The 12,422-nt window shown below is 75.2% G+C and carries 10 protein-coding genes; 6 read left to right on the plus strand and 4 right to left on the minus strand.

The genetic code is table 11. The features are described 5' to 3' along the window. Nucleotides 1–7 precede the first annotated feature (7 nt). Both AC5K6T_RS10950 and AC5K6T_RS10955 read left to right on the plus strand, forming a co-directional pair. Nucleotides 8–643, plus strand: a complete 636-nt coding sequence (locus AC5K6T_RS10950; protein ID WP_493207985.1) for an MBL fold metallo-hydrolase — start codon at nt 8–10, stop codon at nt 641–643. Nucleotides 644–801: 158 nt separating this feature from the next. Beyond that, nucleotides 802–1,584, plus strand: a complete 783-nt coding sequence (locus AC5K6T_RS10955; RefSeq protein ID WP_493207986.1) for an exodeoxyribonuclease III — start codon at nt 802–804, stop codon at nt 1,582–1,584. A 104-nt stretch (nt 1,585–1,688) separates the two neighbouring features. Here AC5K6T_RS10955 and AC5K6T_RS10960 read toward each other — a convergent pair whose 3' ends face one another. Further along, entirely contained in the window at nt 1,689–3,491 is a 1,803-nt protein-coding gene (locus tag AC5K6T_RS10960; RefSeq protein ID WP_493207987.1) for a GDSL-type esterase/lipase family protein, read from the minus strand. Nucleotides 3,492–3,642: 151 nt separating this feature from the next. Here AC5K6T_RS10960 and AC5K6T_RS10965 point away from each other — a divergent pair, with 151 nt between their 5' ends. Continuing rightward, complete coding sequence (locus tag AC5K6T_RS10965) at nt 3,643–4,089, plus strand: DUF6278 family protein (RefSeq protein ID WP_493207989.1); 447 nt, start codon at nt 3,643–3,645, stop codon at nt 4,087–4,089. Nucleotides 4,090–4,268: 179 nt separating this feature from the next. Beyond that, nucleotides 4,269–4,706, plus strand: a complete 438-nt coding sequence (locus AC5K6T_RS10970) for a hypothetical protein (RefSeq protein WP_493207991.1) — start codon at nt 4,269–4,271, stop codon at nt 4,704–4,706. Nucleotides 4,707–5,204: 498 nt separating this feature from the next. On the opposite strand, the gene AC5K6T_RS10975 is transcribed toward AC5K6T_RS10970, so the two are convergent. Further along, nucleotides 5,205–5,960, minus strand: coding sequence for a hypothetical protein (locus AC5K6T_RS10975; protein ID WP_493207993.1), 756 nt, complete (start codon nt 5,958–5,960; stop codon nt 5,205–5,207). Nucleotides 5,961–6,039: 79 nt separating this feature from the next. On the opposite strand from AC5K6T_RS10975, the gene ggt reads away from it, so the two are divergent. Beyond that, nucleotides 6,040–7,878, plus strand: coding sequence for a gamma-glutamyltransferase (gene ggt / locus AC5K6T_RS10980; protein WP_493207994.1), 1,839 nt, complete (start codon nt 6,040–6,042; stop codon nt 7,876–7,878). A 278-nt stretch (nt 7,879–8,156) separates the two neighbouring features. Here the strand turns inward: ggt and AC5K6T_RS10985 are convergent, their stop codons facing one another. Next, nucleotides 8,157–10,673, minus strand: a complete 2,517-nt coding sequence (locus AC5K6T_RS10985; protein WP_493207996.1) for an ATP-dependent Clp protease ATP-binding subunit — start codon at nt 10,671–10,673, stop codon at nt 8,157–8,159. A gap of 563 nt (nt 10,674–11,236) precedes the next feature. Beyond that, on the minus strand, nt 11,237–12,004 hold the full coding sequence (gene map, locus AC5K6T_RS10990; RefSeq protein WP_493207997.1) for a type I methionyl aminopeptidase: 768 nt from the start codon (nt 12,002–12,004) through the stop codon (nt 11,237–11,239). A 32-nt stretch (nt 12,005–12,036) separates the two neighbouring features. Here map and AC5K6T_RS10995 point away from each other — a divergent pair, with 32 nt between their 5' ends. Further along, nucleotides 12,037–12,288 carry a helix-turn-helix domain-containing protein gene (locus tag AC5K6T_RS10995; protein ID WP_493207999.1) on the plus strand — a complete coding sequence of 84 codons (252 nt, stop codon included), beginning with the start codon at nt 12,037–12,039 and terminating at the stop codon, nt 12,286–12,288. Nucleotides 12,289–12,422 lie beyond the last annotated feature (134 nt).

Genomic DNA, 12,422 nt, shown 5'->3' on the forward strand with positions numbered 1-12,422 from the left:
GGTGCGCATGAAGCTCACGAAGCACTCGCACGCCTGTGTCCGCCTGGAGAAGGACGGCCGCGTACTGGTCGTCGACCCGGGCGGCTTCACCGAGGCGGACGCCGCCGTCGGCGCGGACGCCGTGCTGGTCACGCACGAGCACCCGGACCACTTCGACGAGGGCCGGCTGCGGGCCGCGCTGGAGGCGGATCCGGCCGCCGAGATCTGGACGCTGAAGGCCGTCGCGGACCGGGTCTCCGCGGCGTTCCCGGGCCGCGTCCACACCGTCGGGCACGGCGACACCTTCACCGCGGCCGGTTTCGACGTCGAGGTGCACGGCGAACTGCACGCGGTGATCCACCCGGACATCCCGCGGATCACCAATGTCGGCTACCTCGTCGACGGCGGCCGCGTCTTCCACCCCGGCGACGCCCTCACGGTGCCCGAGCGGCCGGTGGAGACGCTGATGCTGCCGGTGATGGCGCCCTGGAGCAAGATCTCCGAGGTCATCGACTACGTCCGCGAGGTGCGGCCGCAGCGCGCCTACGACATCCACGACGCGCTGCTGACCGACCTGGCCCGGCCGATCTACGACCGGCAGATCGGCGCCCTCGGCGGCGCCGAGCACCTGCGCCTCGCACCGGGCACCTCCACCGAGGTCTGAACGCGGGCCCGGACCCGGCGCCCGCACGCGCCCCGATCCGGGCTCCGGGACGAGTCCTCTGCACGCCGGGCCTGCACGCCGGGCCTGCACGCCGGGCCCGCACCGGGTCCGCACGCCGGGCGGGGGCGTTGTCGGACCCTCCGGGTAGGTTGTGGGGCATGCGCATCGCGACCTGGAACGTGAACTCGATCACCGCCCGCCTGCCCAGGCTGCTGGCCTGGCTGGAGAGCAGCGGCACCGACGTGCTGTGCCTGCAGGAGGCGAAGGTCTCCGAGGAGCAGTTCCCGTCCGAGCAGCTGCGCGAGCTGGGCTACGAGTCCGCGGTCCACGCCACCGGCCGGTGGAACGGGGTGGCGGTGCTCTCCCGCATCGGCCTGGAGGACGTCGTCAAGGGCCTGCCCGGCGACCCCGGCTACGACGGCGTGGTCGAGCCCCGTGCCGTCTCCGCGACCTGCGGCCCGGTCCGCGTCTGGTCGGTGTACGTGCCGAACGGCCGCGAGGTGGACCACCCGCACTACGCCTACAAGCTCCGGTGGTTCGAGGCCCTGCGGGCCGCCGTCGCCGGGGACGCGGCCGGCGGCCGCCCCTTCGCCGTCCTCGGCGACTACAACGTGGCGCCGACCGACGACGACGTCTACGACACGGCCGCGTTCGAGGGCGCCACACACGTCACCGCCCCCGAGCGGGCCGCTCTGGCCGCGCTGCGCGAGGCGGGCCTGGGCGACGTGGTGCCGCGGCCGCTGAAGTACGACCACCCGTTCACGTACTGGGACTACCGGCAGCTCTGCTTCCCGAAGAACCGCGGCATGCGGATCGACCTGGTGTACGGCAACGAGCCGTTCGCCAAGGCCGTCACCGACGCCTATGTGGACCGGGAGGAGCGCAAGGGCAAGGGCGCCTCCGACCACGCGCCGGTGGTGGTGGACCTCGACCTGTCCTGAGCCGCCGCCCTGAGCCGCCGCCCTGAGCCGCTGTCCTGAGCCGCTGTCCTGAGTCGCCGCCCTGAGTTGCCGCAGGGCCCGTCCCCGCCGCGGGGCCGCCGCCGTCACAGCAGCGACAGGTCCACCGAGCGGGCCAGCGCGGCCAGTCCCGCGTCGTTGGGGTGCAGGTGGTCGCCGCTGTCGTAGGCGGGCAGCATCCGCGACGGGCTGCCCGGGTCGCGGACCGCGGCCTCGAAGTCGCACACCCCGTCCAGCACGCCCGAGGCCCCCGCCCGGTGGATCCAGGCGTTCACCTCGGCCCGCCGGGACTGCAGGTCGGCCGTGCAGTACCCGTTGCCCCCGCAGGGCAGCAGGGTCGCCGCGAGCACCCGTACTCCGCGGGCGCGGGCGCGGGCGGCGATCTCGTCGAGGGCCGCGGTGACCCGTCCGGCGGAGACACCGGAGATCAGGTCGTTGATGCCCTCGAACACCACGAGGGTGCGCACCGACGTCTGGGCGAACACGTCCCGGTCGAGACGGTGGAGCGCGCTGACACCGGCCGTGTCGGTGGCGGTGCCGTCGCCGGGGTAGCGGTCCAGGGTGACCCGGTTGCCGGAGATGCCCTCGTTGAGCACGCCGTAGCGGGGAAGGACCGACTGGGCGCCGAGCCGGTCGGCGAGGACGTCCGGCCAGCGCCGGTTCGCGCCCGTGGTGGAGCGGGCGCCGTCGGTGATCGAGTCGCCGAGCAGCGCCACCGAGCCGGGCCCGCCCGCGACGTCCACCCCGGTCAGCAGCGGCCAGGTGGTGATCGTCGACGTGTAGGCGGTCCCGGCGGTGTCGGCGGTGTGGTCGCCGGGCTCGCTCAGGTACGACCGCTGCACCGCGAGGCTGTGCAGCGGCAGTGTGCGCGCGGTGCCGGGCAGCCGGAAGCTGACCAGCAGGTCGGAGTCCGCGGGCACGGCGAAGTCGAGGGGGTCGCTGACGGCCTGGGCACCGGCCGGGACGGTGACGCCCGGCGCGCCCCCGAAGGCCAGCGGCACGGGAGCGGCCAGCGCGTCCGCGTCCTCGTCCCGCACCGCGACCGTCGCCGCACCGATCCGCACCGGTGCCGAGGCGAAGGTGTTGTCGAACCGCAGCCGCACCCGCGGGCCGCCCGCCGAGGTGTGCACGACCAGTCGCAGCGTGCGGTCCGTCCACGGTCCCACGGCCGACTGCCCGGACGTCGGCGCCGCCCACGTCCCGGTCCAGCCCGTCGTCCCGGCGCGCACGGACACCGCGAACACGTGCAGGTCGCGGGCGCGCGGCAGGGTGACGGAGACCAGGTCCCGGTGCGGGTCGACCGGCACGGTCAGCACGTACAGCCGGGCCCTGGCGTCGAGCCGGCCGCCGGGGGTGTTGACGTGCGGCAGCGCCACGGCCTTGGTGGGCAGCGGCCCGGTGCGCCAGTCGGGGGCGGCGAGCGGGTAGCCGGCGGTGCCGCCGTCGGCGTACTCGACGAGACCGGTGCCGGCCGCGTCGGTGCCGGTGCCGGCCACGAGGAAGGCGAGCGCGTCCCCGCGACCGGTGACGTCCACCCGCTGCCCGGCGGCCCGGACGTTGTCCGGCTCGCCGGGGAGCCCGCGCGGCCAGTCCAGCCGGGCGCCCTGCACGGTGACGGTGCCGCCCGGCAGCCAGCCCGCGGCCGTCAGGTCCTGGGCGGACAGCGAGGCGCCCGAGCCGTCGAAGTCGGCCGCGCCGGGCCGGGTGTCGTCGCTGACGGCGGTGTTGTCGAACAGCCGTTCCAGCGGCTGCGGAAGAGGTGCCTCCGTCGCGGTCGCACGCGGTGCCGTCGGGGACACCGCCGAGGCGAACAGAACGAACACGGCCGCGGCGAACAGGCGGCGTCCCCGGTGTACCAACCGATCCTCCAGGTCACTGGTCGGGCGCATCGACCGCTGTGCACGGGAGCGGCGCAGGTCGAAGCTAGGGAGAGGGCACCACCCGGTCAAACCACGGCGGTACGGGCCCCGGGATTTCACCCGCAAGGGGAGTTCCGCGCGCCTGTGGTGCGTACGCCGGTACGAATGTCAGTCTGGGTGTATGAACATCCCGTTCCTGGGCGGGCGCCGGCGGCGCAGGCGCGGACCGGCGCGCGGCGTCGCGGTGTACACCGACGGCGCGGCCCCCGATCCCGAGGGGATGGCCGCGCTGCTGTCCGAATGCGAACTGCTGCGCTCCCAGGCCGAGGAGGCGGGGGTGCGGCTCGACGACACGGCGGTCTCGCTGGAGGCGCTGGACCAGTTGCTGCCGCGGTGGCGCGACGACGCCGAGACCCTGCCCTGGCTCGGCAACGACGCGGGCCTCTATCTGGGCACCGTGATCGTGCGGACGGTGCCCGGTGCCCGCTGGCGCCTGCTGCCGAACGGCACGCCGGTGGTACGGCTCCCCTCCGGCAGGGAGTTCGACGTCGTGACCGCCGGGCACGAGTGGGCCGCCGGCGGTGTGCCCGAGCTGTCCCAGCTGTACGCGGAGGTCGCCGAGGCCTGAGTGCGCGCCGGGGCACCCCATGTGATGCTCCACCAGGTGCCCGGCTCCCCGCGGCCCCCGCGCTGCGACGAGCGGTTCATACGGCTAATCGCCGCGGGATGCGTGTCGTGCACCGGCGTCCCCGCCGGGTGGATAGTTTGCGGCAGCCACGACACAGCGACGAGTGAGTGGGGCTGGCCATGGCCGTCGATCCATTGATCGGGCTGAGTGAAGTGAACGCGTACGTCGAGGATCCGCCCGTCCGTCAGGACGTGGGTCTCACCGTCGGCAAGGGGGAGGTGGTCGTCTTCAGCGGCCCGTCCGGGCCGGGCAGGCAGGTCCTGCGCGGGGCGGCCGACCGGCTCGGTCCGAGCCGGTCCGGGACGCGCCCGAGAGGCGGGTGGCCGCCACGGGTGCGGCGGCGCGGCAGGCCCGCAACGCCGCGCGCCGGCGCCGCCGGGCGCTTCCCGTCCCGCAACGCCCTCCCGCCCTCCGGTCTGCTCGCGAAGCCTGTCGCCACCGTCTTCCCGACGCCGCTCCCGAACTCCGTCCCGAACTCCGTCCCGAACTCCGTCCCGAACTCCGTCCCGAACCCCCACCCCCACCCGCACCTGGTCGCGCAGCCCCTGCACCGCTGAACGGCCGGGGGCGGCCCCGCCTCACCCCGCACCCCTGTGCGCCGCCGGGCCGGGCCGCCCCGCCCGACGACGTGCCTTCCGGGCCTCGACTACGATGTGACCTTCACCCAGGGCGGAGGCGGTCGTGGTCGTCGCCGCCGGACCAGGGACACTGCTGCCGAGTGGGGGCCTCCCCATGGTCCCTCGACCGCAGGGGGCAGCAGTCGCGGAGAGCCAGACCCGCCCGGCGGCAGCCGGAGATCACTGCTCGCGCGGCGGGACCGTCCATCGGGACGCGTCGTGCGCCGGCGAGGAGAAGGTCAGCTGCGCGCCGGTCGGGTTGTGCTCGCTGTGGGACGGGCCGACGTGCCCGGGGAGGGCATGTACGGCCGACCGGCGTGCCGAGGCCGGGCGGGCCCCGTCGTACCCGTGGCGACGCGGGTCCCGCTCTCCTCGGCCGGCGCCGGCGCGGCCGGGGCTCCGGCGTCAGGGCGGTTCCGCGGGATGCGACCGGGGGCGTCAGGGGGCCCGATGGGATGCACGGGGCGCCTCCGTCGGCAGCGGGGACTGCGCAGCCCGCGTCACGTCCGACACCAGTTCGACCACGTCGGGTCCGTACGCCTGCGAGTTGACGACCTTCAGCAGCAGTACGAACGACCCCGTCCCGTACTTCCGGGCCAGCCGCTCGTGGTGGCGGGCCAGATAGCGGGTGGCCGCCTGGTTGGTGATCGCCCGCTGGCCGCAGAACAGGAACACCGGCCGCGCAACCGTATTCTGACTGTCCGTCAGTCTTGCCAGCAGGACGTACTCGGTGCGTCCCGCGTCCATGCGGTAGCGTTCCGCGCCGATCTGGAACGCCCCCCGGTCCGGGCCCGGTTCGGGATCCACGTTGACCTGGACGCCCGGCAGCATGGCCGCCATGTGCGCCGTCATCCGCCGGTTGGAGGCGGGCCCGCCCACACAGAACTCGGTCCGCTCGCCGAAACCCGGCTGCGCGGTGTCCTGGGTGACGATCCGGGCGTGCGCACCGCATTCCTTGATCAGCGCCGACAGTTCCAGAAGGGCGAACACGTCGAAGCGGTGGACGGCCGGTTCCGCCGCCGCCGGATCGCGGTTGACGACCAGCACCGCCTCCGCGTTCTCCGGCAGCCCGAGGAAGCGCTGCCTGCGGCGCAGCCTGCGCTTCCACAGAGAGGTGCGGGCGAGCCAGCCGAGCGCGGCGCTGATCCCGGCGGCCACCACCCCGAGCACGATGTTGCGGACGTCGTCATTCATGGGCGCGCATGCTACTTGCCTGACGTGACCATGGAAGGAATAGGCTCCGGGCAACGGTCCGAACCGACTGGAGGTGCGCATGCGTCGCCCTGTCCCCGTCGCACGGAAACTGACGGTTCTGGCGGTCTCGGCCGCCGTGGTGTCGGTGGGGGCGGCCGCGCCCCCCGCCGCGTCGCCCGCCCCGCCGCCCGCGTCGCCCGCCCCGCCGCCCGGGCATCCCGCCAAGTCACCCGTCGCCGTCGGCTACGGCGGAGCCGTGGCCAGCGTCGACGCCGACGCCTCGGCGGCCGGCATCGAGGTGTTACGCAAGGGCGGGAACGCCGTCGACGCGGCCGTCGCCACCGCCGCCGCCCTCGGGGTCACCGAGCCCTACTCGGCGGGCATCGGCGGAGGCGGCTACTTCGTCCACTACGACGCCGCCACCCGCTCCGTGCACACCGTCGACGGCCGCGAGACCGCACCGCTGAGCGCCGGGCCCGGCCTCTTCCTGGAGGACGGCCGGCCGCTGCCGTTCGCCGAGGCCGTCAGCAGCGGCCTCGGCGTCGGCGTCCCCGGCACCCCCGCCACCTGGCGGACGGCCCTGCGGCACTGGGGCAGCCGCCCGCTGGGAACCCTGCTCAAGCCCGCCGAGCGGCTGGCCCGCAGAGGCTTCACCGTCGACGCGACCTTCCGCGCGCAGACCGCCGCCAACGAGGGCCGCTTCCGCTACTTCCCGGACACCGCCGAGCTGTTCCTGCCCGGCGGCCGGCTGCCCGAGGTCGGCTCCACCTTCAAGAACCCCGACCTGGCCCGCACCTACGCCGAACTCGGCCGCAAGGGCGTCGGCTCCCTCTACCGGGGCGCCCTCGGCCGGGACCTGCTCGACGCCGTCAACCACCCCCCGGTGGACCCGGCCTCGGGCTGGACGGCCCGCCCGGGGAAGCTGACCGCGGCGGACCTCGCGGCCTACCGCGCGAAGCGGCAGGCCCCGTCCAGGACGTCGTACCGCGGGCTCGGCGTCTACTCCATCGCGCCCTCCTCCTCCGGCGGCACCACCGTCGGCGAAGCCCTCAACATCCTGGAGAACACCGACCTCGCCACCGCCGACGAGGCCCGCTACCTGCACCGCTTCATCGAGGCCAGCCGCATCGCGTTCGCCGACCGCGGGCGCTGGGTCGGCGACCCCGCCTTCGAGGACGTACCGACCCGGCACCTGCTCTCGCAGCGGTACGCCGACGCGCGGGCCTGCCTGATCAGGGACGACGCCGTCCTCACCAGCCCCCTCCCGCCCGGGGACCCGCGCCACCCCGCCGACTGCGCCTCCGCCGGTGCCCCGGCCCCCACCCCGTACGAGGGCGAGAACACCACCCACCTCACCGTCGCCGACCGGTGGGGCAACGTCGTCGCCTACACCCTCACCATCGAGCAGACCGGCGGCAGCGGCATCACCGTCCCGGGCCGCGGCTTCCTGCTGAACAACGAGCTGACCGACTTCTCCTTCGCGCCCGCCGACCCCGCCGTACCCGACCCGAACCTGCCCGGACCGGGCAAGCGGCCGCGCTCGTCGATCTCCCCGACCATCGTCCTCGACCGGCACCACCGGCCGGTGGTGGCACTGGGTTCGCCCGGCGGCGCGACCATCATCACCACGGTCCTGCAGACCCTCACCGGCGTGCTCGACCGCGGGCTGCCGCTGGTCGACGCCATCGCCGCACCCCGCGCCAGCCAGCGCAACCAGACCACCACCGAGCTCGAACCCGGCCTCTACGACAGCCCGTTGCGCGCCCGCCTCGAAGCGCTCGGCCACGCCTTCCGCCCCAACCCCGAGATCGGCGCCGCGACCGGAGTCCAACGCCTCCCCGGCGGCAGGTGGCTCGCCGCCGCGGAGAGGACCCGCCGGGGCGGCGGCGCGGCCATGGTCCTCCACCCCACCCCCTGACCCCCGCGGCACAGCGCCCTCAGCCGGCCGGGCCGGGCGTCTCGGCGCCGGGCGGGACAGCGCCCCCGGGGGTGCGGGGAGTCGCGCGGCAGGCCCCGGCGGCGGGTTCGGCGGAGGAGCACCGGTGCCGCGGTGTGCCGGGGCCGGGGCTCTGGCGCCGGTTCCGGCAACGCCCTCGGGGGTGCGGGGAGCCGCTCGGCCGGCCACCGCGGCGGGTTCGCCGGCCGGACCACGGTGGCCGTCCGCCGACAGCGGCACCGCGCCGGGCGGACGGGGCTCTACGTCCGGAACTCCAGCCGCCCGTCCGCGACGTCCACCGTGACCCGGTCCCCCTCGGCGACCCTGCCGTCCAGCAGCAGCCGGGACATCCGGTTGTCCACCTCGCGCTGGATGGTGCGCCGCAGCGGCCGGGCCCCGTACTCCGGCTGGAACCCCTGCCGGGACAGCCAGTCGACGGCGGCGTCGGTGAAGTCGACGGTCATGCCCCGCGCCCGCACCAGCCGCCGCGTCTGCTCCAGCAGCAGATCGGTGATCCGGTGCAACTGCTCCGACGTCAGCCGCCGGAAGACGACGACCTCGTCGATGCGGTTGAGGAACTCCGGCCGGAAGTGCTCGCGCAGCGGGCGCAGCACCCGCTCCCGCCGGGCCTCCTCGTCCGCCTCCTCGCCGCCCGCGCCGAAGCCGATCCCGCCGCCGCTCCGGGTGACCGCCTCCGAGCCGAGATTGCTGGTCATCACGATCACCGTGTTGGTGAAGTCGACGGTGCGGCCCTGGGAGTCGGTGAGCCGGCCGTCGTCGAGGACCTGGAGCAGGATGTTGAACACGTCCGGGTGCGCCTTCTCCACCTCGTCGAGCAGCAGCAGCGAGTACGGATGCCGCCGCACCACCTCGGTGAGCTGTCCGGCCTCCTCGTGCCCGACGTACCCGGGCGGGGCGCCGACCAGCCGGGACACGGTGTGCCGCTCCTGGTACTCGCTCATGTCGAGCCGCACCATGCGGTCCTCGCTGCCGAACAGCGCCTCCGCCAGCGCGCGGGCCAGCTCGGTCTTGCCGACGCCGGTCGGGCCGAGGAAGAGGAAGCTGCCGATGGGCCGGTCGGGGCTGGCCAGGCCCGCGCGGGAGCGCAGCACCGCGTCGGAGACGACCCGGACCGCCTCCTCCTGGCCGATGACGCGCTGGTGCAGGTGGTCCTCCAGGTTCAGCAGCCGGTCCTTCTCCTCCTCGGTGAGCCGGCTGACGGGGATGCCGGTCCGCCGGGAGACGACCTCGGCGACGGCCTCCGCGGTGACCTCCAGGTGCTGGCCCTCGTCGGCGGCGTCCTCCCCGGCGGCCGCCGCGATCCGCTCCTTCAGCTCGCCGATGCGGTCGCGCAGCCGCATGGCCTCCTCGTACTGCTCCGACGCCGCGGCCTGGTCCTTGTCCCGGACCAGCTGTTCCGCCTCGCGCTCCATGGCCCGTACGTCCGTGCCCTTGGTACGGGCGCGCAGGCGGACGCGGGCGCCGGCCTGGTCGATCAGGTCGATCGCCTTGTCGGGCAGGCGGCGGTCGGTGAGGTAGCGGTCGGACAGCTCCACGGCCGCGTCGAGGGCCTCGTCGGTGTAGCGCACCTGGTGGTGGGCCTCGTAGCGGTCGCGCAGGCCGCGCAGGATCTCCAGCGCGTCCGCCGGGGTCGGCTCGGACACGAGGACCGGCTGGAAGCGGCGGGCGAGGGCGGCGTCCTTCTCGATGCGGCGGAACTCCTCCAGGGTGCTCGCGCCGACCACGTGCAGCTCGCCGCGGGCCAGGGCGGGTTTGAGGATGTTGCCGGCGTCCATGGAGCCGCCGCCCTCACCGCCGCCGCCCGCGCCGACCACGGTGTGGATCTCGTCGATGAAGACGATGAGCTGGTCGGAGTGGGCGCGGATCTCCTCCACGATGGAGTTCAGCCGTTCCTCGAAGTCGCCGCGGTAGCGGGTGCCGGCCACCACCGAGGTCAGGTCCAGCGCCACCACCCGCCGCCCGGCCAGGATGTCGGGCACGTCGCCCTCGGCGATCCGCTGGGCCAGGCCCTCCACGATGGCGGTCTTGCCGACGCCGGCGTCGCCGATCAGCACCGGGTTGTTCTTGCCCCGCCGGGAGAGCACCTCGACCGTCTGCTCGATCTCGGCGTCCCGGCCGATCACCGGGTCGATACGGCCCTGCCGGGCCTGCTCGGTGAGGTCGCGGCCGTACTTGTCGAGCGTCGGCGTGGCGCTCGGCTGCCTCCGCTCGGTGCGCGGCGGTGCCAGGTCCGGAGTCTCGGGGGGCGGGGCGGCGGGGCTGAAGTGCGCCTGGCTGAGGATGTGCCCGGCCGCGGAGTCGGGGTTCGCCGCGAGGGCGGTCAGTACGTGCTCGGGGCCGATGTGGCCGGCGCCGCGGGACCGGGCCAGTTCGTGCGCGTCGAGCAGGGCCCGCTTGGCGGCCGGGGTGAGGGAGAGCGAGGTGGGCGGCGGCGCCTCGGCGGGCTGGTGCACGACCGGGCCGGAACGCTCGTCGATCTCCGTGGCGAGGGTGTCGGGGTCGGTGCCGGACCGGCTGATGAGGCTGCGGGTCGGCTCCGCCTTCAGCGCCGCGCGCAGCAGGTGCTGGGTGTCCAGGTCGCGGCTGCCGTGCTCGGCGGCGTACTGGGCGGCGCCGCGCACCAGTTCCCGGGCCGGCTGGTTGAGCAGCTGGCCGATGTTGATCTGCCGGGGGCCGGGGCGGGGGCCGCCGAAGAAGCGGGCGAGGAACTCCCCGAAGGCGTCGTAGCTGTCCGGGCCGCTGAAACCGCTGGTCATGGCGTTCCCATCCGGCGTCCCTGCGCGGGCAGGGTCGCCCTCGCTGCTCGAAGCCGGAGCCGGGTGCCCCGGCCGGAAGCCGGACAACCCCTGGCCGCACTCGTAGAACACCTTCGCACGAACGAGGACGACGGGCACCTTCAGGAAAGCGCCGCCCCGGCGGGGCCGTACGGACCGTCCCGCGGGGCGCTCCGGGGGCACTCCGGGCGGTCGGCCGCCCGACGGCCCGGGCCCGGGGTGCGCGGGCGGGCTGCCCGAGGAGCCCCCGCGGCGGTCCGCGGGCCGGACCGCCGCGGGCGCTGCCGACGGGCCGGGCCGTGGCGCCGAGGGCGCCGGCGAGCGGCGCGGCCGGGATGCGGGACGGGCCGCCGGGCGGGTCTGCGGAGGTCCCGGCCGGGTCCGCCCGCGGTCTCCCGCCCGGTCCTGCGGTGCCCCGGCGCGGGGCTCGGGCGCCTCGCTCCCGGCCCGCCGCCCGTCCGGAAGCCCCCGCGGACGGCCCGTGGCGGGCGCCACCGCAGGACTCGGAGCACACACCCGCCGGGCGGTGCGCGGGGGCGGGGCGCTCAGCGGGCCGTCAGGACGCGCGGGCCGGCTTCCGTGATCGCCACCGTGTGTTCGGCGTGGGCCGCCCGGGAGCCGTCGTTCGTGCGCAGGGTCCAGCCGTCGGAGGCCACCCGGTAGTCGTCGCGGCCGCCCGCGATGACCATGGGCTCGATGGCGAGCACCATGCCCGGGCGCAGACGCAGACCCCGTCCGGGGCGGCCCTCGTTGGGGACGGGCGGGTCCTCGTGCATGCGGCGGCCGATGCCGTGTCCGCCGAAGCCGTCGGGGATGCCGTACCCCGCCGCGCGGCACACCGTGCCGACGGCATGGGCGATGTCGCCGATGCGGTGTCCGGCGACCGCGGCCTCGGTGGCGGCGGCGAGCGCGCGCTCGGCGGTCTCGATCAGCCGCCGGTCGGCGGGGCGGGCCCGGCCCACGACGAGGCTGAGCGCCGAGTCGCCGACCCAGCCGTCCAGTTCGGCACCGCAGTCGACCGAGAGCAGGTCGCCGTCGCGCAGGCGGTAGCCGGTGGGGATGCCGTGCACGATCGCGTCGTTCACGGACGCGCAGAGCACGGCCGGGAAGGGGGTCGGTGCGAAGGAGGGGCGATAGCCGAGGAAGGGGGAGCGCGCGCCCGCCGCGCGCAACACCTCGCGCGCCACCTCGTCCAGCTCCCGCAGGGAGACGCCCACCCCCGCGGCCTCGCGCACGGCCGTGAGGGCACGCGCGACCACCTGTCCCGCTTCGTACATCGCGTCGATCGAGGACGCCGTCTTCAGCTCCACCATGCCAATTACTATACCGGTATTAGAATGGTGTCATGGTGCGCACCCCTCTCACTCCGGAAGAACGCGAGCGCGGCGAACGCCTCGGGCGGCTGCTGCGCGAGGCCCGCGGCGACCGCAGCATGGCCGATGTCGCGGCCGCCGCCGGTCTCTCCGCCGAGACCCTCCGCAAGATCGAGACCGGCCGCGCGCCGACCCCTGCGTTCTTCACCGTGGCCGCGCTGGCCCGCGAACTCGGCCTGTCGACGGACGACCTCGCCGCACGGTGCGCGCTGCTGCCCACCTGACCGGCGTCCGCCCGGCGCCGGACCGGTGTCACCGCGGCGAGGGCCGTGCGGCGAGGGGGCTGCGCCTCCGCGGAAAACTCCCTGTAGCCGCGCCGTAACACGACTGGTGTTGCCTGACGAGTCGGAATGCTCCG

The sequence above is a fragment of the Streptomyces sp. B8-7 genome (assembly GCF_058833805.1).